The sequence below is a fragment of the Lapidilactobacillus luobeiensis genome, from assembly GCF_024345205.1.
Lineage (GTDB): Bacteria > Bacillota > Bacilli > Lactobacillales > Lactobacillaceae > Lapidilactobacillus > Lapidilactobacillus luobeiensis.
This window is the reverse complement of record NZ_BROC01000009.1, coordinates 16,341-36,434: the sequence shown is the minus strand read 5'-3', so window position 1 is coordinate 36,434 and position 20,094 is coordinate 16,341. Positions and strand designations below refer to the sequence as shown.

The following is a 20,094-nucleotide window of genomic DNA, read 5'->3' as shown; positions in this document are numbered from 1 at the left end:
CGATTTATCGCTTAGAATAAGGCTCGATTTGAAGACAAGCCGCTGGGCTTGCGGATTGGCTTCAAACGATGCCCACCGCGTTCCAGCCACGACAAACGTCCTGAGGCGGTTGCGTCCACATCCAAACCCACCTGACCTGCCATCAACGCCAGAAATCTCCTACTTCAAGTCTGCCAAGAAGCTCTGACCCTTGCCATTACCAGCAACATGGAAGTTATCCAAAACAGTTGCGCCTAAATCAGAGAACGGACTGTGGATGCCAATGCTGCCACCTTGCGCGAAGCTTGGTGAGAAGAAGAGTAGCGGCACATATTCTCGGGTATGGTCGGTGCCTTTGAAGCAAGGATCATTCCCGTGATCAGCCGTAATGAACAACAGATCATCATCATGCAATTTTGGTAAAAGTTCGCCTAAACGTTTGTCGAAAGCCATCAAAGCATCGCCATCACCTTGCGGGTTCCGGCGGTGGCCGTACATGGCGTCAAAGTCAACTAGGTTCGTGAAGCAGAACCCAGTGAAATCTTCGTCGGCGGCGGCGATGGTTTTGTCCATGCCATCCATGTTGCTGACGGTATGCCAACCTTTCGTGATGCCGCGTCCAGAGAAAATATCATTGATTTTGCCGACACCCAGAACGTCTAGACCAGCCGCGTGCAGCCGATCCAAATCGGTGTCTTCGGTTGGTTCCAAAGTATAGTCATGTCGATCACTAGAGCGGACGAAGTGGTCCTTGTCTGGACCGCTGTATGGCCGCGCGATGATTCGGCCCACATGATACTCGTCAATGGTGATCGAACGAGCGTACTCACAGATCTTATACAATTCGGCCAGTGGGATAATGTCGGTATGCGCCGCGATCTGTAAAACAGAGTCGCCGGAAGTATAGACGATCAAGTCGCCTGTCGCCATTTGTTCCTCGCCATAATCGTGGATCACATCGGTCCCACTATAAGGTTTGTTGACGATCACTTTGCGACCGCTGAAATCTTCTAATTTTTGTAATAATTCTTGGGGGAAACCATTGGGGAAGAAGCCTAACGGTTTAGTGACCGGCAAGCCCATCATTTCCCAGTGGCCATCCATGCTGTCTTTACCGGCGGAGATCTCAAACATCTTGCCGTAGTGACCAGCGGGATGTTCGATCGGTTCTGCGCCTAAAATCGGATTGTCTTCGCGAATGTTACCCAAGCCGATCTTGACCAGGTTAGGGACTTGGAACTTACCTTGGAAGAATTCGCCGATATGACCTAAAGTGTCGGACCCTTGATCGTCAAACTTAGCGGCGTCTGGTGCTTCGCCGATCCCGATCGAGTCCAAAACGATCCCAAATACACGCTTAAAACGATAATCAGTCTTTGCCATTTGCTTGTGCCTCCTTAAGGATTGTGACTGAGGCGCTGGCCCCGATCCGGTTAGCGCCAGCCGCGATGACCGCTTCGGCCTCCGCTAAGTTATGGACGCCACCAGAGGCCTTGACCCCTAATTTATCACCGACAGTGTCCCGCATGATTTTAACGTCATGAGGTGTCGCGCCGCCAGTTGAAAAGCCAGTTGATGTTTTCACGAAATCAGCTTCCGCCGCCATTGACAATTCGCAAGCGCGCTTGATCTCTTCATCAGTCAATAAGCAAGCTTCAATGATCACTTTCAATAAAGCGCCAGCGCCGTGGGCAGTATGCGCCACATGTTCGATATCCCGTTGGACTGCTTCATTATGGCCCGCCTTCAATTCGCCAATATTGATGACCATGTCGACTTCGTTGGCGCCATCTTGGATCGCTTGCACAGTTTCAGCAACTTTTGAAACCGTTGAAGTTGCCCCCAGAGGGAAGCCGATCACCGTACAGGTATTGACAGTCGTGCCCTTCAATTCCTCGGCGGTCATGCTGACCCAGTAAGGATTGATACAAACTGAGGCGAAGTCATATTCCTTCGCTTCGGCGATCACCTGGCGCACCTGATCCTCAGTCGCGTCTGGCTTCAAAAGTGTATGATCAAAATACTTTGCAAATTTCATGTTAGCTCTCCTTTTTTGAAACGTGTTCATCAGCCTTGCTTCTGCCACTTAGCTACGTCACTGCTCCGGGAGCTAAAAGCGGCTCTCCTAACAATGACTAGGCTAATATTCTGAAGCAATGCAGGCCGACTCTCACTTTGTCGTTAAATGAGTACCTACTTGAATCTTATCATGATTAACCATCGTTTGGCGATTTTTTAAAAGAAAAATAGCATAAAAATCTAGTTATCCGCATAAAAACTGGACTTATCACACTTTATCAAGGTCAAAACCACTCAATTTACTACTAATTTACTACTTATGAATGAGCTTTGATACGACGATTTATCCTTGAAAAGTGAAGATATAAAGATACTTCCAATAAAATTTGAATATTTAATAGGTAGACACTTCAAAAAATGAGGTGTCTATTTTTTTACCCGATTTTGAAAGGAAGTGAACTTATGAAAACAAAAAATCAAGAATCAAAAGGTCGTTCCCCACTCTTTAAGACCATCAAACATTCATTCAGCCAATAAAAAAGAAAGGATAGGTAAAAATATGGAACTTAAATTTGTGATTCCCAACATGGAAAAAACATTCGGCAATTTAGAATTTGCTGGCGAGGATAAAGTCGTTCAGCGAAGAATCAACGGACGGCTAACTGTCTTATCAAGAAGCTATAATCTCTATTCTGATGTTCAAAGAGCAGATGATATTGTGGTGGTGCTTCCTGCTGAAGCTGGCGAAAAACATTTCGGCTTTGAGGAACGTGTGAAGTTAGTCAATCCACGTATTACCGCAGAGGGCTACAAAATCGGCACTCGTGGTTTTACAAATTACCTTTTACATGCTGACGACATGATAAAAGAATAAAGAAAGAGAGGAAAAATGATGAGATTAGCAAATGGCATTGTATTAGATAAAGACACGACTTTTGGAGAATTGAAATTCTCTGCTCTACGTCGTGAAGTGAGAATCCAAAATGAAGACGGGTCGGTTTCAGATGAAATCAAGGAACGTACCTATGACTTAAAATCCAAAGGACAAGGACGCATGATTCAAGTAAGTATTCCTGCCAGCGTGCCTTTGAAAGAGTTTGATTATAACGCACGGGTGGAACTTATCAATCCCATTGCGGACACCGTTGCTACTGCCACCTATCAAGGAGCAGATGTTGACTGGTATATCAAGGCAGACGATATTGTGCTGACAAAGGATTCTAGTTCATTCAAAGCTCAACCACAAGCAAAGAAAGAACCGACACAAGACAAATAGTCGCTAGGTAGAAAGGAGACTTTTTCGCATGAAACAGCGTGGTAAAAGGATTCGCCCATCTGGTAAAGATTTAGTCTTTCATTTTACGATAGCGTCACTCCTGCCTGTTTTCCTGCTGGTTGTCGGACTGTTTCATGTGAAGACAATCCAGCAGATCAACTGGCAGGATTTTAACCTATCACAAGCAGATAAGATTGACATTCCCTATTTAATTATCAGTTTCAGTGTCGCAATTCTTATCTGCTTGCTGGTAGCGTTTGTATTCAAACGGGTTCGCTATGATACGGTTAAACAACTTTACCACCGTCAAAAACTGGCAAAGATGATACTTGAAAACAAGTGGTATGAATCTGAACAGGTCAAAACAGAGGGTTTCTTTAAAGATAGTGCTGGTCGTACAAAGGAAAAGATAACCTACTTCCCTAAAATGTATTATCGACTTAAAAATGGCTTGATACAGATACGGGTGGAAATCACGCTGGGAAAATATCAAGACCAACTCTTACACTTGGAAAAGAAATTAGAGAGTGGCTTGTACTGTGAGCTGACGGATAAAGAGTTAAAGGATTCCTATGTGGAATATACTTTGCTCTATGACACCATAGCCAGTCGTATTTCTATTGATGAAGTAGAAGCTAAAGATGGTAAACTTCGCTTAATGAAAAACGTATGGTGGGAATATGATAAGCTCCCTCATATGTTGATTGCTGGTGGTACAGGTGGCGGTAAAACTTACTTTATACTGACACTGATTGAAGCCTTGCTTCATACAGATTCAAAACTGTATATTCTTGACCCGAAAAATGCTGATCTTGCGGACTTAGGTTCTGTGATGGCAAATGTCTACTATAGAAAAGAAGACTTGCTTTCTTGCATTGAAACATTCTATGAAGAAATGATGAAACGTAGTGAGGAAATGAAGCAGATGAAGAACTATAAGACTGGCAAAAATTATGCTTACTTAGGTCTCCCGGCACACTTCTTAATCTTTGATGAATACGTCGCTTTCATGGAAATGCTGGGAACAAAAGAAAACACCGCAGTTATGAATAAGCTGAAACAGATTGTCATGTTAGGTCGTCAAGCTGGCTTCTTTCTAATACTGGCTTGTCAACGTCCAGACGCAAAATATTTAGGCGACGGAATCCGTGATCAGTTTAATTTCAGAGTGGCTTTAGGTCGTATGTCTGAAATGGGCTATGGCATGATGTTTGGCAGTGACGTACAAAAGGATTTCTTCTTAAAGCGAATCAAAGGTCGTGGCTATGTTGATGTAGGAACAAGTGTCATATCAGAGTTTTATACTCCCCTTGTACCAAAAGGATATGATTTCTTGGAGGAAATTAAAAAGTTATCCAACAGCAGACAGTCCACGCAGGCGACGTGCGAAGCGGAAGTCGCAGGTGTGGACTGATCTTGCTGGCTGGTGTGGCAATAGCCACGCCAGCACTTAACCCCCCGTATCTAACAGGGGGGTACAAATCGACAGGAAACAGTCAAAAAAACATTAGAAAATCCTTTGGTTACAAGGGATTTACAAAATTTCAGCGTATGTCAAATGGGCTTTAAAAGTTGACATACGCCTTTTTGATTGGAGGGATTTTTACTGAATGAACAAACTTGGTTACAGCATTTAAAAGAAAAACGCTTGGCTTATGGACTATCTCAAAACCGTTTAGCTGTTGCGACTGGTATTACAAGGCAGTATCTAAGCGATATTGAAACAGGAAAAGTCAAGCCATCAGAGGATTTACAGCAGTCCCTTTGGGAAGCTCTGGAACGCTTCAATCCCGACGCTCCCCTTGAAATGCTGTTTGATTATGTAAGAATTCGCTTTCCGACAACAGACGTACAGCAGGTGGTCGAAAACATCTTACAACTGAAACTGTCCTATTTTCTTCATGAGGACTATGGTTTCTATTCTTATTCAGAGCATTATGCTTTAGGCGACATATTCGTCCTTTGCTCCCATGAACTGGACAAAGGAGTTCTGGTGGAATTGAAAGGTCGTGGGTGCAGACAATTTGAAAGCTATCTTCTGGCACAACAAAGAAGCTGGTATGAGTTCTTTATGGACGTTTTGGTGGCTGGCGGTGTGATGAAACGCCTTGACCTTGCCATTAACGATAAGACAGGGATTTTAAATATCCCTGTACTCACTGAAAAGTGCCAACAGGAAGAATGTATCTCCGTCTTCCGCAGTTTTAAAAGCTATCGCAGTGGCGAACTGGTACGCAAAGAGGAAAAGGAATGTATGGGAAACACCCTCTATATCGGTTCATTACAAAGTGAAGTTTATTTCTGTATCTATGAAAAGGACTACGAGCAGTACAAGAAAAATGATATTCCCATTGAAGACGCAGAAGTAAAAAACCGTTTTGAGATTCGATTGAAAAATGAGCGTGCCTATTATGCAGTCCGTGATTTACTCGTCTATGACAATCCAGAGCATACCGCCTTTAAAATTATCAATCGGTATATCCGTTTTGTAGATAAAGACGATTCCAAACCTCGTTCTGATTGGAAACTGAATGAAGAATGGGCTTGGTTTATTGGGAACAATCGTGAACGATTAAAACTAACCACAAAACCAGAGCCTTACTCCTTCCAAAGGACGCTGAACTGGCTATCTCATCAAGTTGCCCCGACCTTAAAGGTTGCGATTAAACTTGATGAAATCAACCAGACGCAGGTTGTAAAAGACATTCTCGACCATGCGAAACTGACAGACCGACACAAGCAGATTTTGAAGCAACAGTCAGTAAAAGAACAGGACGTGATAACAACAAAAAAATAACTCAAATACAAATTCATTGAATATAGAGAGGAGAACATTTTTATGAATTTTGGACAAAACCTTTATAACTGGTTTCTATCAAACGCTCAATCACTGGTGCTTTTAGCAATCGTTGTGATTGGCTTGTATCTTGGCTTCAAGCGTGAGTTTAGCAAACTGATTGGCTTTTTAATTATTGCGATTATTGCGGTTGGCTTAGTCTTCAACGCTGCTGGAGTAAAAGACATTTTACTAGAGCTATTCAATCGCATTATTGGTGCTTAAATAAAACCGTTCTTTTGTGGAATATAAGTGGTTTTCTTATGTTCCGCAAAGGAATGGTACACCAAACGAAGTGCGGTAGGGATTTTTGAATCTCTACAAAGAAAGGACGTGAATATATGGACGATATGCAAGTCTATATTGCGAATTTAGGCAAATACAATGAGGGCGAATTGGTCGGTGCGTGGTTTACCTTTCCCATTGACTTTGAGGAAGTCAAAGAGAAAATCGGCTTGAATGATGAATATGAGGAATACGCCATTCATGACTACGAGTTACCCTTTACGGTTGACGAATACACTTCCATTGGCGAACTCAATCGACTATGGGAAATGGTATCGGAATTACCCGAAGAATTACAATCGGAGCTATCTGCTCTGCTCACTCATTTTTCAAGCATTGAAGAACTAAGCGAACATCAAGAGGATATTATCATTCATTCCGATTGTGATGATATGTATGACGTGGCACGCTACTACATTGAAGAAACGGGTGCTTTAGGCGAAGTACCAGCTAGTCTTCAAAACTATATTGATTATCAAGCCTATGGTCGGGATTTAGACCTTTCAGGAACGTTTATCTCAACCAATCATGGGATTTTTGAAATCGTCTATTAAATCTGTCGGTACATTACTACTGGCAGATTTTCTATTTTACGGGGTGGCTCAATCAGCTACCCCTATTTTTTATGAAAGGATTGATTACATGAAGAAAATACGAAGCTATACCAGTATCTGGTCTGTGGAAAAGGTACTGTATTCTATCAATGATTTTAGACTTCCGTTTCCCATAACCTTTACGCAAATGACATGGTTTGTCGTGTCACTCTTTGCAGTGATGATACTTGGCAACTTGCCCCCTCTTTCCATGATAGAGGGAGCATTTCTCAAATACTTTGGGATTCCTGTGGCTTTCACATGGTTTATGTCTACAAAAACTTTTGATGGTAAAAAGCCTTATGGATTTTTGAAGTCTGTCATTGCTTATGCACTGCGACCAAAGCTGACCTATGCAGGAAAAAAAGTAACGCTTGGCAGAAACCAGCCACAAGAAGCCATTACAGCAGTTAGGAGTGAATTTTATGGCATATCCAATTAAATACATTGAAAACAATCTCGTCTGGAATAAAGACGGGGAATGTTATGCTTACTATGAGCTTGTTCCTTACAATTACTCATTTCTAAGTCCAGAACAGAAAATACAAGTGCATGATTCTTTCAGACAGCTTATCGCACAAAATCGTGATGGCAAAATTCATGCTTTACAAATCAGTACAGAATCCAGCATACGTTCTGCACAAGAGCGTTCCAAAAATGAAGTCACTGGCAAGCTCAAAGCGGTTGCCTATGACAAAATCGACCAACAGACAGACGCTTTAATATCCATGATTGGCGAAAATCAAGTGAACTACCGTTTCTTTATCGGCTTTAAGTTGCTTCTCAACGATCAGGAGTTTTCTATGAAAAGTCTTACCGTTGAAGCAAAAAATGCTTTGTCTGATTTTGTCTATGATGTGAACCATAAGCTGATGGGCGATTTTGTTAGTATGAGTAATGATGAAATCCTGCGTTTTCAGAAGATGGAAAAGCTCTTAGAAAATAAAATCTCTCGTCGTTTCAAAATCCGCAGGTTAGATAAGGACGACTTCGGCTATCTGATTGAACACCTTTACGGACAGACAGGCACTGCCTATGAAGAGTATGAGTACCATCTATCAAAGAAAAAGCTGGATAATGAAACGCTGATTAAATACTATGACTTGATTAAGCCTACTCGCTGTTTGGTGGAAGAAAAACAGCGATATTTGAAAATCCAGCAGGAAGATGAAACCGTCTATGTAGCTTACTTTACCATTAACAGCATTGTCGGAGAACTGGACTTCCCGTCCTCTGAAATCTTCTACTACCAGCAACAGCAATTTACATTCCCGATTGATACGTCAATGAATGTGGAAATTGTAGCGAATCGTAAAGCCCTATCTACTGTCCGCAATAAAAAGAAAGAACTGAAAGACTTGGATAACCACGCTTGGCAAAGTGATAATGAAACCAGCTCCAATGTGGCGGAAGCTCTGGAAAGTGTGAATGAGCTGGAAACCAATTTAGACCAAAGCAAGGAATCTATGTACAAGCTGTCTTATGTGGTAAGGGTATCAGCAAATGATCTTGACGAACTCAAACGTCGTTGTAATGAAGTGAAAGATTTTTATGACGATTTAAGCGTAAAACTGGTACGACCATTTGGGGATATGCTCGGCTTACATGAAGAATTTTTACCTGCCAGCAAGCGTTATATGAATGATTATATTCAATACGTGACCTCTGATTTCCTCGCTGGTTTAGGTTTTGGTGCTACTCAAATGCTGGGGGAAAATGAGGGGATTTATGTTGGCTACAGCTTAGATACTGGACGCAATGTCTATCTGAAACCTGCTCTTGCCAGTCAAGGGGTTAAGGGTTCAGTAACCAATGCGTTAGCGTCGGCTTTTGTTGGTTCGCTGGGTGGTGGTAAATCCTTTGCGAATAACCTTATCGTCTATTATGCGGTGCTTTATGGGGCACAAGCAGTGATTGTAGACCCAAAAGCAGAACGTGGCAGATGGAAAGAAACCTTGCCAGAGATTTCCCATGAAATCAATATCGTCACTCTGACTTCTGATGAGAAAAACAAAGGCTTACTTGACCCTTATGTGATTATGAAAAATCCCAAAGATTCTGAATCACTGGCTATTGATATTCTGACATTCCTTACGGGGATTTCCTCTCGTGATGGGGAACGCTTCCCAATCCTTAGAAAAGCCATTCGTGCAGTAACCAATAGTGAAGTACGAGGGTTGATGAAAGTGATTGAGGAATTACGGGTTGAGAATACGCCACTAAGTACCAGTATAGCCGACCATATCGAAAGTTTTACAGACTATGACTTTGCACATTTATTATTCAGTAATGGTTATGTGGAGCAGTCTATCAGCTTAGAAAAACAACTGAACATTATACAGGTTGCGGACTTGGTACTTCCCGACAAGGAAACTTCCTTTGAGGAATATACCACTATGGAGCTTTTATCCGTTGCTATGCTGATTGTCATTAGTACCTTTGCTTTAGACTTTATCCATACAGACCGAAGCATTTTCAAGATTGTAGATTTAGACGAAGCATGGAGCTTTTTACAGGTAGCACAAGGAAAAACACTATCTATGAAGCTGGTTCGGGCTGGTCGTGCTATGAACGCTGGGGTATATTTCGTGACCCAAAATACAGACGACCTCTTAGATGAAAAACTGAAAAATAACCTCGGCTTAAAATTTGCATTTCGTTCCACTGACCTTAACGAGATTAAAAAGACCTTAGCCTTTTTTGGTGTAGACCCAGAGGACGAAAACAATCAGAAGCGATTGCGTGATTTGGAAAACGGGCAATGCCTTATCAGTGATTTATATGGTCGTGTCGGTGTGATACAGTTCCACCCTGTATTTGAAGAACTGCTCCATGCCTTTGATACCAGACCACCTGTGCGAAAAGAGGTGTAAATGTGAAACCATCAATAGTAAACAGAATAAAATCAAACTGGACGCTGAAACGTCTAGGTAAAGTGGCAATGACAGTGGCTTTCACACTTGTGATTGCCATTTTTCTTTTAGCCATGCTGGGAACGGTGGTTCAAGCTGCGGGCTTGGTAGATGATACGGTCAATGTGGCAAATGAATACAGCCGATACCCACTTGAAAACTATCAACTGGATTTTTATGTGGATAATAGCTGGGGCTGGCTTCCGTGGAACTGGTCGGACGGGATTGGAAAACAGGTCATGTATGGACTATATGCCATTACCAATTTTATTTGGACAATCAGTTTGTATGTTTCCAATGCGACAGGTTACTTAGTACAGGAAGCCTATTCCTTAGACTTCATTTCCGCTACAGCAGATTCCATTGGTAAGAATATGCAGACCTTAGCTGGTGTGAGTGCAAACGGATTTTCAACAGAGGGTTTCTATGTTGGATTCCTCTTACTCTTGATTTTGGTTCTTGGGGTTTATGTTGCCTATACGGGACTGATAAAGAGAGAAACCACAAAGGCAATTCATGCCATTATGAATTTTGTGCTGGTGTTTATCCTATCGGCTTCCTTTATTGCCTACGCTCCCGACTACATTAAAAAAATCAATGACTTTTCATCAGACATCAGTAATGCCAGTTTATCACTTGGCACGAAGATTGTCATGCCCCATTCCGATAGTCAAGGCAAGGACAGCGTGGACTTAATTAGAGATAGCCTGTTTTCCATACAGGTTCAGCAACCGTGGCTACTGCTTCAATACAACAGTTCAGACATTGAAAGTATCGGTATTGACCGTGTGGAAAGCCTGCTCTCCACCAGCCCAGATTCCAACAATGGCGAAGACAGAGAAAAAATTGTTGCGGAAGAAATTGAAGACAGAAGCAATACCAATCTAACCATTACAAAGACCATTAACCGTTTAGGTACAGTCTTCTTCCTATTTGTCTTCAATATTGGGATTTCCATATTTGTATTCCTATTAACAGGAATCATGATTTTCTCGCAGGTACTTTTTATCATCTATGCTATGTTTCTGCCTGTGAGCTTTATTTTAAGCATGATTCCATCATTTGATGGTATGTCAAAACGAGCCATAACAAAGCTCTTTAATACCATTTTGACACGAGCTGGAATCACATTGATTATTACGACAGCATTTAGTATTTCAACCATGCTCTATACCTTATCGGCTGGTTATCCGTTCTTTTTGATTGCTTTTCTACAGATTGTGACCTTTGCAGGAATCTACTTCAAGCTGGGCGATTTAATGAGTATGTTTTCTCTACAGAGTAACGATTCTCAAAGTGTGGGAAGTCGTGTGATGAGAAAACCTCGTATGCTTATGCACGCTCACATGCACCGTCTACAGCGGAAACTTGGACGTTCCATGACTACTCTAGGGGCTGGGTCTGCCATTGTTACAGGTAAAAAAGGACAGTCGGGTTCGGGGAGTTCTGCAAGGACACAAGCAGATCACTCCCGACCAGACGGAAAGGAAAAATCAACACTTGGAAAACGTATCGGTCAAACCATCGGTACAGTAGCTGATACCAAAGACAGAATGGTAGACACTGCTAGTGGTTTGAAAGAACAGGTTAAAGATTTGCCGACCAATGCAAGATATGCAGTATATCAAGGAAAATCCAAAGTAAAAGAGAATGTCCGTGATTTAACCAGTAGTATTTCTCAAACCAAAGCGGACAGAGCCAGTGGACGCAAGGAACAGCAGGAACAAAGGCGAAAAACCATTGCGAAGCGTCGCTCTGAAATGGAACAGGTCAAACAGAAAAAACAGCCTGCTTCTTCTGTTCATGAAAGACCGACTACAAGACAAGAACAATATCATGATGAACAGACCTCAAAACAGTCTAATATTCAGACTTCATATAAGGAATCTCAACAAGCCAAACAAGAGCGTCCAGCAGTTAAGTCCGATTTTTCAAGTCCAAAAGTGGAACGCCAAGGCAATACCGTTCAAGAAAAAACCGTTCAAAAGCCAGCAACTTCAACCACTACAGCAGATAGAACTTCACAACGTCCAATCACAAAAGAACGTCCGTCTACTGTTCAAAGAGTACCACTACAAAATACAAGAAGTAGACCACCAATCAAAACCGCCACCATTAAGAAAGTCGGTAAGAAACCATGAAGTTGAAAACTTTAGTGATTGGTGGTTCTGGATTATTCTTGATGGTCTTCTCACTGCTTCTGTTTGTTGCCATTTTATTTTCAGATGAACAGGACAGCGGAATTTCCAATATTCATTATGGAGGTGTGAATGTTTCCGCAGAAGTGCTGGCTCATAAGCCTATGGTAGAAAAATATGCCAAAGAATATGGCGTTGAAGAATATGTCAACATACTTCTTGCGATTATACAGGTGGAATCGGGCGGTACTGCGGAAGATGTTATGCAGTCCTCGGAATCCCTCGGTCTTCCACCTAATTCATTGAGTACAGAAGAATCCATTAAGCAAGGTGTGAAGTATTTCAGTGAATTATTAGCCAGTAGCGAAAGGCTCAGTGTAGATTTAGAATCGGTTATCCAGTCCTACAATTATGGTGGTGGTTTCTTAGGGTATGTGGCTAATCGTGGAAATAAATATACCTTTGAACTGGCTCAAAGTTTCTCAAAAGAGTATTCAGGTGGCGAAAAAGTGTCTTACCCCAATCCCATAGCCATACCTATCAATGGGGGCTGGCGATACAACTATGGCAATATGTTTTATGTGCAACTGGTAACGCAGTATCTTGTCACAACAGAGTTTGATGATGATACGGTACAAGCCATCATGGACGAAGCACTGAAATATGAGGGCTGGCGATACGTTTACGGTGGAGCTTCCCCGACTACTTCTTTTGATTGTAGCGGACTGACACAATGGACGTATGGAAAAGCTGGAATTAACTTACCACGAACCGCACAACAGCAATATGATGTGACCCAGCATATCCCACTATCGGAAGCACAAGCTGGCGATTTGGTTTTCTTTCATTCTACCTATAACGCTGGCTCTTATATTACTCATGTTGGGATATACCTTGGCAATAACCGTATGTTTCATGCAGGCGACCCAATCGGTTATGCCGACTTAACAAGCCCCTACTGGCAACAGCATTTAGTGGGAGCAGGACGAATCAAACAATGAGAAAGGAAGATTTAATGATGAAATTTAGAAAAAATCAGAATAAAGAAAAACAGATACCAAAGGAAAAGAAACCTCGTGTCTATAAGGTCAATCCTCATAAAAAGGTTGTGATTGCCTTGTGGGTACTTTTAGGGCTTAGTTTCAGCTTTGCGATATTCAAGCACTTTACAGCTATAGATACTCATACTATTCACGAAACAACTATCATAGAAAAGGAATACGTTGATACTCATCATGTAGAAAATTTTGTAGAGAACTTTGCGAAAGTCTACTATTCATGGGAGCAATCCGATAAGTCCATTGATAATCGAATGGAAAGTCTAAAAGGCTATCTGACAGATGAACTTCAAGCTCTCAATGTTGATACAGTACGCAAAGATATTCCTGTATCGTCTTCTGTAAGAGGATTTCAGATATGGACGGTAGAGCCAACTGGCGACAATGAGTTTAATGTAACCTACAGTGTAGACCAGCTCATTACAGAGGGAGAAAATACAAAGACCGTCCACTCTGCTTATATAGTGAGTGTCTATGTAGATGGTTCTGGAAATATGGTACTGGTTAAGAATCCGACCATTACCAACATACCTAAGAAATCAAGTTATAAACCAAAAGCCATTGAAAGTGAGGGGACGGTTGATTCCATTACAACCAATGAAATCAATGAGTTTTTAACGACGTTCTTCAAGCTCTATCCTACAGCGACAGCCAGTGAACTTTCCTACTATGTGAATGACGGGATATTAAAACCAATCGGAAAAGAGTACATCTTTCAAGAACTGGTAAATCCTATTCATAATCGTAAGGATAATCAAGTCACGGTATCGCTGACAGTGGAGTATATCGACCAGCAGACCAAAGCAACGCAGGTATCTCAATTTGATTTGGTACTTGAAAAGAACGGGAGTAATTGGAAGATTATAGAATAACAAATATTGGTACATTATTACAGCTATTTTGTAATCACGTACTCTCTTTGATAAAAAATTGGAGATTCCTTTACAAATATGCTCTTACGTGCTATTATTTAAGTATCTATTTAAAAGGAGTTAATAAATATGCGGCAAGGTATTCTTAAATAAACTGTCAATTTGATAGTGGGAACAAATAATTGGATGTCCTTTTTTAGGAGGGCTTAGTTTTTTGTACCCAGTTTAAGAATACCTTTATCATGTGATTCTAAAGTATCCGGAGAATATCTGTATGCTTTGTATGCCTATGGTTATGCATAAAAATCCCAGTGATAAAAGTATTTATCACTGGGATTTTTATGCCCTTTTGGGTTTTTGAATGGAGGAAAATCACATGAAAATTATTAATATTGGAGTTTTAGCTCATGTTGATGCAGGAAAAACTACCTTAACAGAAAGCTTATTATATAACAGTGGAGCGATTACAGAATTAGGAAGCGTGGACAAAGGTACAACGAGGACGGATAATACGCTTTTAGAACGTCAGAGAGGAATTACAATTCAGACAGGAATAACCTCTTTTCAGTGGGAAAATACGAAGGTGAACATCATAGACACGCCAGGACATATGGATTTCTTAGCAGAAGTATATCGTTCATTATCAGTTTTAGATGGGGCAATTCTACTGATTTCTGCAAAAGATGGCGTACAAGCACAAACTCGTATATTATTTCATGCACTTAGGAAAATGGGGATTCCCACAATCTTTTTTATCAATAAGATTGACCAAAATGGAATTGATTTATCAACGGTTTATCAGGATATTAAAGAGAAACTTTCTGCCGAAATTGTAATCAAACAGAAGGTAGAACTGTATCCTAATATGTGTGTGACGAACTTTACCGAATCTGAACAATGGGATACGGTAATAGAGGGAAACGATGACCTTTTAGAGAAATATATGTCCGGTAAATCATTAGAAGCATTGGAACTCGAACAAGAGGAAAGCATAAGATTTCAGAATTGTTCTCTGTTCCCTCTTTATCATGGAAGTGCAAAAAGTAATATAGGGATTGATAACCTTATAGAAGTTATTACTAATAAATTTTATTCATCAACACATCGAGGTCCGTCTGAACTTTGCGGAAATGTTTTCAAAATTGAATATACAAAAAAAAGACAACGTCTTGCATATATACGCCTTTATAGTGGAGTACTACATTTACGAGATTCGGTTAGAGTATCAGAAAAAGAAAAAATAAAAGTTACAGAAATGTATACTTCAATAAATGGTGAATTATGTAAGATTGATAGAGCTTATTCTGGAGAAATTGTTATTTTGCAAAATGAGTTTTTGAAGTTAAATAGTGTTCTTGGAGATACAAAACTATTGCCACAGAGAAAAAAGATTGAAAATCCGCACCCTCTACTACAAACAACTGTTGAACCGAGTAAACCTGAACAGAGAGAAATGTTGCTTGATGCCCTTTTGGAAATCTCAGATAGTGATCCGCTTCTACGATATTACGTGGATTCTACGACACATGAAATTATACTTTCTTTCTTAGGGAAAGTACAAATGGAAGTGATTAGTGCACTGTTGCAAGAAAAGTATCATGTGGAGATAGAACTAAAAGAGCCTACAGTCATTTATATGGAGAGACCGTTAAAAAATGCAGAATATACCATTCACATCGAAGTGCCGCCAAATCCTTTCTGGGCTTCCATTGGTTTATCTGTATCACCGCTTCCGTTGGGAAGTGGAATGCAGTATGAGAGCTCGGTTTCTCTTGGATACTTAAATCAATCGTTTCAAAATGCAGTTATGGAGGGGATACGCTATGGCTGTGAACAAGGATTGTATGGTTGGAATGTGACGGACTGTAAAATCTGTTTTAAGTATGGCTTATACTATAGCCCTGTTAGTACCCCAGCAGATTTTCGGATGCTTGCTCCTATTGTATTGGAACAAGTCTTAAAAAAAGCTGGAACAGAATTGTTAGAGCCATATCTTAGTTTTAAAATTTATGCGCCACAGGAATATCTTTCACGAGCATACAACGATGCTCCTAAATATTGTGCGAACATCGTAGACACTCAATTGAAAAATAATGAGGTCATTCTTAGTGGAGAAATCCCTGCTCGGTGTATTCAAGAATATCGTAGTGATTTAACTTTCTTTACAAATGGACGTAGTGTTTGTTTAACAGAGTTAAAAGGGTACCATGTTACTACCGGTGAACCTGTTTGCCAGCCCCGTCGTCCAAATAGTCGGATAGATAAAGTACGATATATGTTCAATAAAATAACTTAGTGTATTTTATGTTGTTATATAAATATGGTTTCTTGTTAAATAAGATGAAATATTTTTTAATAAAGATTTGAATTAAAGTGTAAAGGAGGAGATAGTTATTATAAACTACAAGTGGATATTGTGTCCTGTATGTGGAAATAAAACACGATTAAAGATAAGGGAAGATACTGAATTAAAAAAATTCCCCCTCTATTGTCCGAAATGCAGACAAGAAAATTTAATTGAAATAAAGCAGTTCAAAGTAACTGTGATTACAGAGCCAGACGCAAAGACGCAGAGCCGATAAAATGAGATTAATACAATCTCATTTTATCGGCTCTTTCCGTTATGTATGGATTCTTTTAATTAGTCTTCGATGTTTCTTGCTTCGTTGATACCGCTGGCTAAAGATTCCATTAAGGATAGTTCTTTGTCTGTAAAGCTATCCATGTATTTCTCTATCTGTAATCGTCGGGTGCTTTTTACCAAGTTATTAGCAGGTAAGAAAAATTCATCAACGGAAACATGAAGTAACGATACAAGGTCATAAAGAACTTGTATGCTGGGGTGTTGCCCTTTATTTTCAATATTAGTTAAGTACCGTGGGTCAATTTCAATCAATGCTCCCACTTGTTCACGAGTTAAACCTCGTTTCAATCGAGCTTCTTTAATGGCTAAACCAAAGGCTCTAAAATCATATTTATCTTCTTTTTTACGCATAGTAGACCACCTCTATACATTTTATTGTTCCTACTGAATTAAAAACAGGTATAGAAAAACGTGTTATATGGTTTATAGGTTTATATTTAATAAAAAGCACTACTAAACGCCAATAAAAAAAACCGTTATATGGTAGTGCTATTTACGCTGTTAAAATATTGTATATTACTTCCAAATGGCGGTTTGTTGGAGGTCAACGTCGCCATGAAGTACATCATATACAATAAATTTCCTTACATTGGGTTCTTGTCAAAAAAAGTCGTCTATCTGCAATAGATAAGTACGTCCACCAATGTGGTTTTATAAATCATATAGATAGAATAACAGAAGCATGTAAACAGAGAAATAAATCTGTTTATATGCTTTTTTGGCTATTCAGAACTTTTTTACAAAGTTTATTTATCAGTAATGCAACAAATCCCCCTTTCACATTGGGACTAAGAGTGAAAGGAGATAAACGAGCAAGGCTCACTTCCTTTCCTAGACAGAAAGGGGGTGAGAAACATGAAACCATCTTCTTTTCAGACCACAATAGAAAATCAGTTTGACTATATCTGTAAACGTGCTATGGAAGACGAGCGAAAGAATTATATGCTTTATCTTTCAAGGATTGCAAAGCGTGAGGTGTCCTTTTCGGATGTTGGCGATTATCTTGTTAGCCAGTTTGCGACAACAGATAACTATTCAACTGACTTTCAGATTTTTACACTCAATGGGTTATCAGTAGGCGTTGAAAATGATTTGTTGAGTGAAGCATTACGTGAGTTGCCAGACAAGAAACGTGAAATTCTACTGCTGTTTTACTTTATGGACATGAGCGATTCAGAAATTGCAGACCTGTTGAAATTGAACCGTTCTACTGTCTATCGGCATAGAACCAGTGGACTAGCCTTAATTAAAAAGTTTATGGAGGAATTTGAAGAATGAAAACACAATATCCTATGATTCCCTTTCCTCTCATTGTAAAGGCAACAGATGGCGATACCGAAGCGATTAACCAGATTCTACATCATTACAGAGGGTACATAACGAAGCGTTCCCTACGACTTATGAAAGATGAATATGGCAATCAAAGTATGGTCGTTGATGAAGTCTTACGTGGAAGAATGGAAACCAGACTGATTACAAAGATTTTGTCATTTGAAATTAAGTAATATCCTCTCTCCTTTCGTGGAAGCGTGCTAAACCATTCCACGCTTCCCGAACAGGGAGGTTTGTTATTCCACCAAAGCATATTGAGCTTTCAATGTGTTTTGATAGGCTAACGAGCCATTGTTCTTTGAAAACTGAATAAAAGTAATCGAATACGTTTCGATAAGAAAAGAGCCAACGGAACTAACCGCCATGACCTATCTTATAAAGATAGCGAGCGATTCATGTTAGTGATCCGAGAAGCAATCTTTAGCAGGATTGCCTGCAACGACATTCTTATCGTGATAATGATACTCCCATACAGTCAATAGTCCGAGCGTGATAAAACCGTCGCAGGCAATGAGTATGGCTACATGAGAACCATGCAGGGGTGGAACTCCCGTGAGCTTTGCTAAAGCTGTTCGATTGCTGGTAAAACAACTTTTATGAAATCCAAATAAGTGATTTGGAAAGGAGGATTTTATGAAGCAGACTGACATTCCTATTTGGGAACGTTATACCCTAACCATTGAAGAAGCGTCAAAATATTTTCGTATTGGCGAAAACAAGCTACGACGCTTGGCAGAGGAAAATAAAAATGCAAATTGGCTGATTATGAATGGCAATCGTATTCAGATTAAACGAAAACAATTTGAAAAAATTATAGATACATTGGACGCAATCTAGCGTCGCCAAAGGGTCTTGTATATGATAAAATAGTATTAAGTCGTATCAAGGCTCTTTCCATAAAGGAAAGGAGCAAATGCCATGTCAGAAAAAAGACGTGACAATAAAGGTCGAATCTTAAAGACTGGAGAGAGCCAACGAAAAGACGGAAGATACTTATACAAATATATAGATTCATTTGGAGAACCGCAATTTGTTTACTCGTGGAAACTTGTGGCTACAGACCGAGTACCAGCAGGAAAGCGTGATTGTATCTCACTTAGAGAGAAAATCGCAGAGTTACAGAAAGACATTCATGATGGTATTGATGTTGTAGGAAAGAAAATGACACTCTGCCAGCTTTACGCAAAACAGAACGCTCAAAGACCAAAGGTTAGAAAAAACACTGAAACTGGACGCAAATATCTTATGGATATTTTGAAGAAAGACAAGTTAGGTGTAAGAAGTATTGACAGTATTAAGCCATCAGACGCTAAAGAATGGGCTATTAGAATGAGTGAAAATGGTTATGCTTATCAAACCATCAATAACTACAAACGTTCTTTAAAGGCTTCATTCTATATTGCTATACAAGATGATTGTGTTCGGAAGAATCCATTTGACTTTCAACTGAAAGCAGTTCTTGATGATGATACTGTCCCTAAGACCGTACTAACAGAAGAACAGGAAGAAAAACTGTTAGCCTTTGCAAAAGCTGATAAAACCTACAGCAAAAATTATGATGAAATTCTGATACTCTTAAAAACAGGTCTTCGTATTTCAGAGTTTGGTGGTTTGACACTTCCAGATTTAGATTTTGAGAATCGTCTTGTCAATATAGACCATCAGCTATTGAGAGATACTGAAATTGGGTACTACATTGAAACACCAAAGACCAAAAGTGGCGAACGTCAAGTTCCTATGGTTGAAGAAGCCTATCAAGCATTTAAGCGAGTGTTAGCGAATCGAAAGAATGATAAGCGTGTTGAGATTGATGGATATAGTGATTTCCTCTTTCTTAATAGAAAGAACTATCCAAAAGTGGCAAGTGATTACAACGGCATGATGAAAGGTCTTGTTAAGAAATACAATAAGTATAACGAGGATAAATTGCCACACATCACTCCACATAGTTTGCGACATACATTCTGTACCAACTATGCAAATGCAGGAATGAATCCAAAGGCATTACAGTACATTATGGGACATGCTAATATAGCCATGACGCTGAACTATTACGCACATGCAACATTCGATTCTGCAATGGCAGAAATGAAACGCTTGAATAAAGAGAAGCAACAGGAGCGTCTTGTTGCTTAGTAGTACAAATGAAT

Annotated in this window: 20 protein-coding genes and 1 pseudogene; 18 read left to right on the top strand and 3 right to left on the bottom strand. The window is 40.1% G+C overall.

Annotated elements, in window-relative coordinates; genetic code table 11:
* Positions 1-159 precede the first annotated feature (159 nt).
* Together OCU21_RS04630 and deoC are read right to left on the bottom strand one after the other, a co-directional pair.
* The gene (locus tag OCU21_RS04630) at positions 160-1,362 is read right to left on the bottom strand and encodes a phosphopentomutase (RefSeq protein ID WP_261806296.1); all 1,203 of its coding nucleotides are present in this window, start codon (positions 1,360-1,362) and stop codon (positions 160-162) included.
* Positions 1,349-2,017, bottom strand: coding sequence for a deoxyribose-phosphate aldolase (deoC, locus tag OCU21_RS04625; protein ID WP_261806295.1), 669 nt, complete (start codon positions 2,015-2,017; stop codon positions 1,349-1,351). The genes OCU21_RS04630 and deoC overlap by 14 nt, the downstream gene beginning before the upstream one ends.
* Before the next feature lie 540 nt (positions 2,018-2,557).
* Between deoC and OCU21_RS04620 the strand changes: the two genes are divergently transcribed.
* The 14 genes and pseudogenes from OCU21_RS04620 (at position 2,558) to OCU21_RS04550 (ending at position 16,550) form a co-directional block, all read left to right on the top strand.
* Positions 2,558-2,872 (top strand): YdcP family protein, encoded by a 315-nt coding sequence (locus tag OCU21_RS04620; RefSeq protein ID WP_000420682.1) that lies wholly within the window; start codon positions 2,558-2,560, stop codon positions 2,870-2,872.
* Positions 2,873-2,887: 15 nt separating this feature from the next.
* Positions 2,888-3,274 carry a YdcP family protein gene (locus OCU21_RS04615; protein ID WP_000985015.1) on the top strand — a complete coding sequence of 129 codons (387 nt, stop codon included), beginning with the start codon at positions 2,888-2,890 and terminating at the stop codon, positions 3,272-3,274.
* 28 nt (positions 3,275-3,302) lie between these two features.
* Positions 3,303-4,688, top strand: a complete 1,386-nt coding sequence (locus OCU21_RS04610) for an FtsK/SpoIIIE domain-containing protein (protein ID WP_000813488.1) — start codon at positions 3,303-3,305, stop codon at positions 4,686-4,688.
* Between the two features lie 177 nt (positions 4,689-4,865).
* Positions 4,866-6,071, top strand: a complete 1,206-nt coding sequence (gene mobT / locus OCU21_RS04600; RefSeq protein ID WP_000398284.1) for a MobT family relaxase — start codon at positions 4,866-4,868, stop codon at positions 6,069-6,071.
* 42 nt (positions 6,072-6,113) lie between these two features.
* A complete protein-coding gene (locus OCU21_RS04595; protein WP_001009056.1) occupies positions 6,114-6,335 on the top strand; it encodes a hypothetical protein in 222 nt (73 codons plus the stop codon).
* A 116-nt stretch (positions 6,336-6,451) separates the two neighbouring features.
* Positions 6,452-6,949, top strand: a complete 498-nt coding sequence (locus tag OCU21_RS04590) for an antirestriction protein ArdA (RefSeq protein WP_000342539.1) — start codon at positions 6,452-6,454, stop codon at positions 6,947-6,949.
* Positions 6,950-7,037: 88 nt separating this feature from the next.
* Complete coding sequence (locus OCU21_RS04585) at positions 7,038-7,430, top strand: conjugal transfer protein (RefSeq protein ID WP_000723888.1); 393 nt, start codon at positions 7,038-7,040, stop codon at positions 7,428-7,430.
* A complete protein-coding gene (tcpF, locus tag OCU21_RS04580) occupies positions 7,414-9,861 on the top strand; it encodes a conjugal transfer ATPase TcpF (protein ID WP_000331160.1) in 2,448 nt (815 codons plus the stop codon). Before OCU21_RS04585 ends, tcpF begins: the two co-directional genes overlap by 17 nt.
* Before the next feature lie 2 nt (positions 9,862-9,863).
* Positions 9,864-12,041, top strand: coding sequence for a CD3337/EF1877 family mobilome membrane protein (locus OCU21_RS04575; protein WP_000804748.1), 2,178 nt, complete (start codon positions 9,864-9,866; stop codon positions 12,039-12,041).
* Complete coding sequence (locus OCU21_RS04570) at positions 12,038-13,039, top strand: bifunctional lytic transglycosylase/C40 family peptidase (RefSeq protein WP_000769868.1); 1,002 nt, start codon at positions 12,038-12,040, stop codon at positions 13,037-13,039. The genes OCU21_RS04575 and OCU21_RS04570 overlap by 4 nt, the downstream gene beginning before the upstream one ends.
* Positions 13,036-13,968, top strand: a complete 933-nt coding sequence (locus OCU21_RS04565) for a conjugal transfer protein (RefSeq protein WP_001224318.1) — start codon at positions 13,036-13,038, stop codon at positions 13,966-13,968. The genes OCU21_RS04570 and OCU21_RS04565 overlap by 4 nt, the downstream gene beginning before the upstream one ends.
* Positions 13,969-14,281: 313 nt before the next feature.
* Positions 14,282-14,329, top strand: a pseudogene (locus tag OCU21_RS11300) (hypothetical protein); the annotation flags it as partial.
* Between the two features lie 15 nt (positions 14,330-14,344).
* A complete protein-coding gene (tet(M), locus tag OCU21_RS04555; protein WP_000691736.1) occupies positions 14,345-16,264 on the top strand; it encodes a tetracycline resistance ribosomal protection protein Tet(M) in 1,920 nt (639 codons plus the stop codon).
* A gap of 118 nt (positions 16,265-16,382) precedes the next feature.
* Positions 16,383-16,550 (top strand): cysteine-rich KTR domain-containing protein, encoded by a 168-nt coding sequence (locus tag OCU21_RS04550; RefSeq protein ID WP_000336323.1) that lies wholly within the window; start codon positions 16,383-16,385, stop codon positions 16,548-16,550.
* Positions 16,551-16,609: 59 nt separating this feature from the next.
* Here OCU21_RS04550 and OCU21_RS04545 read toward each other — a convergent pair whose 3' ends face one another.
* Positions 16,610-16,963: a helix-turn-helix transcriptional regulator gene (locus OCU21_RS04545; protein WP_001227347.1), complete on the bottom strand. Its 354-nt coding sequence runs from the start codon at positions 16,961-16,963 to the stop codon at positions 16,610-16,612.
* A gap of 504 nt (positions 16,964-17,467) precedes the next feature.
* On the opposite strand from OCU21_RS04545, the gene OCU21_RS04540 reads away from it, so the two are divergent.
* The 4 genes from OCU21_RS04540 to OCU21_RS04520 all read left to right on the top strand — a co-directional run bounded on the left by OCU21_RS04540 (position 17,468) and on the right by OCU21_RS04520 (position 20,080).
* A complete protein-coding gene (locus OCU21_RS04540) occupies positions 17,468-17,890 on the top strand; it encodes a sigma-70 family RNA polymerase sigma factor (RefSeq protein ID WP_000804885.1) in 423 nt (140 codons plus the stop codon).
* Positions 17,887-18,117 carry a helix-turn-helix domain-containing protein gene (locus OCU21_RS04535; protein ID WP_000857133.1) on the top strand — a complete coding sequence of 77 codons (231 nt, stop codon included), beginning with the start codon at positions 17,887-17,889 and terminating at the stop codon, positions 18,115-18,117. The genes OCU21_RS04540 and OCU21_RS04535 overlap by 4 nt, the downstream gene beginning before the upstream one ends.
* A gap of 460 nt (positions 18,118-18,577) precedes the next feature.
* Complete coding sequence (locus OCU21_RS04525; RefSeq protein ID WP_000814511.1) at positions 18,578-18,781, top strand: excisionase; 204 nt, start codon at positions 18,578-18,580, stop codon at positions 18,779-18,781.
* Positions 18,782-18,862: 81 nt separating this feature from the next.
* Positions 18,863-20,080 carry a tyrosine-type recombinase/integrase gene (locus OCU21_RS04520; RefSeq protein ID WP_001291561.1) on the top strand — a complete coding sequence of 406 codons (1,218 nt, stop codon included), beginning with the start codon at positions 18,863-18,865 and terminating at the stop codon, positions 20,078-20,080.
* The last annotated feature ends 14 nt before the right edge of the window (positions 20,081-20,094 follow it).

Bases quoted from the DNA above. Each gene is read 5' to 3' on its own strand.
- OCU21_RS04615 (WP_000985015.1), top strand. From the start codon at position 2,888: ATGATGAGATTAGCAAATGGCATTGTATTAGATAAAGACACGACTTTT.
- OCU21_RS04595 (WP_001009056.1), top strand. From the start codon at position 6,114: ATGAATTTTGGACAAAACCTTTATAACTGGTTTCTATCAAACGCTCAA.
- OCU21_RS04535 (WP_000857133.1), top strand. From the start codon at position 17,887: ATGAAAACACAATATCCTATGATTCCCTTTCCTCTCATTGTAAAGGCA.
- OCU21_RS04570 (WP_000769868.1), top strand. From the start codon at position 12,038: ATGAAGTTGAAAACTTTAGTGATTGGTGGTTCTGGATTATTCTTGATG.
- OCU21_RS04585 (WP_000723888.1), top strand. From the start codon at position 7,038: ATGAAGAAAATACGAAGCTATACCAGTATCTGGTCTGTGGAAAAGGTA.
- OCU21_RS04590 (WP_000342539.1), top strand. From the start codon at position 6,452: ATGGACGATATGCAAGTCTATATTGCGAATTTAGGCAAATACAATGAG.
- OCU21_RS04520 (WP_001291561.1), top strand. From the start codon at position 18,863: ATGTCAGAAAAAAGACGTGACAATAAAGGTCGAATCTTAAAGACTGGA.
- deoC (WP_261806295.1), bottom strand. From the start codon at position 2,017: ATGAAATTTGCAAAGTATTTTGATCATACACTTTTGAAGCCAGACGCG.
- OCU21_RS04545 (WP_001227347.1), bottom strand. From the start codon at position 16,963: ATGCGTAAAAAAGAAGATAAATATGATTTTAGAGCCTTTGGTTTAGCC.
- OCU21_RS04565 (WP_001224318.1), top strand. From the start codon at position 13,036: ATGAGAAAGGAAGATTTAATGATGAAATTTAGAAAAAATCAGAATAAA.
- tcpF (WP_000331160.1), top strand. From the start codon at position 7,414: ATGGCATATCCAATTAAATACATTGAAAACAATCTCGTCTGGAATAAA.
- OCU21_RS04630 (WP_261806296.1), bottom strand. From the start codon at position 1,362: ATGGCAAAGACTGATTATCGTTTTAAGCGTGTATTTGGGATCGTTTTG.
- OCU21_RS04620 (WP_000420682.1), top strand. From the start codon at position 2,558: ATGGAACTTAAATTTGTGATTCCCAACATGGAAAAAACATTCGGCAAT.
- OCU21_RS04525 (WP_000814511.1), top strand. From the start codon at position 18,578: ATGAAGCAGACTGACATTCCTATTTGGGAACGTTATACCCTAACCATT.
- OCU21_RS04540 (WP_000804885.1), top strand. From the start codon at position 17,468: ATGAAACCATCTTCTTTTCAGACCACAATAGAAAATCAGTTTGACTAT.
- OCU21_RS04610 (WP_000813488.1), top strand. From the start codon at position 3,303: ATGAAACAGCGTGGTAAAAGGATTCGCCCATCTGGTAAAGATTTAGTC.